Below are 530 nucleotides of genomic sequence, written 5' to 3'. Positions count from 1 at the left end.
AGACAGTATCGTTGTGAAAGCAACGAAAAAAAACCGAAAAAAAAGACCGCACTTGCGGTACCCTTGTGGGTCTGTAGCTCAGGTGGTTAGAGCGCACCCCTGATAAGGGTGAGGTCGGTGGTTCAAGTCCACTCAGACCCACCACTCATTGCTGGGCAATATCCATGATTGAGTGAAAGAGGGGCGGTTTAGGAATGGAATTGGGGATATAGCTCAGCTGGGAGAGCGCCTGCCTTGCACGCAGGAGGTCAGCGGTTCGATCCCGCTTATCTCCACCAAATCTTATTCCTAAGTGTTTAGTATCGTTGAGAGAACTAAAGATTTAGGAATAAGATTATGATAGCCTAATAGGATTTATCATACTTAATTTGCTCTTTAACAATAGAAAAACAAGCTGAAAACTGAAGAGACTTTCAAGCTAATGAGGGAGTGGTGAGAGTAATAGAACTGCTTTCTAATTAAATTGAAAAAGTCTGAGTAAAAAGACTTACTTGAACAAAAGCAAGTAAGCGTTCTCAATGAGAGAACAG

At 42.5% G+C, this 530-nt stretch carries 2 tRNA genes; both read left to right on the top strand.

The features are described from left to right. Nucleotides 1-67: 67 nt before the first annotated feature. Nucleotides 68-144: transfer RNA gene (locus tag ACLS0A_RS11015), tRNA-Ile, on the top strand. Between the two features lie 58 nt (nucleotides 145-202). Next, nucleotides 203-278: transfer RNA gene (locus ACLS0A_RS11010), tRNA-Ala, on the top strand. The last annotated feature ends 252 nt before the right edge of the window (nucleotides 279-530 follow it).

The organism is Avibacterium volantium, assembly GCF_049366555.1.
GTDB classification, from domain to species: Bacteria; Pseudomonadota; Gammaproteobacteria; order Enterobacterales; family Pasteurellaceae; genus Avibacterium; species Avibacterium volantium_A.
The sequence above is the reverse complement of the archived record's forward strand: the minus strand, read 5'-3'. Positions and strand labels throughout refer to the sequence as shown.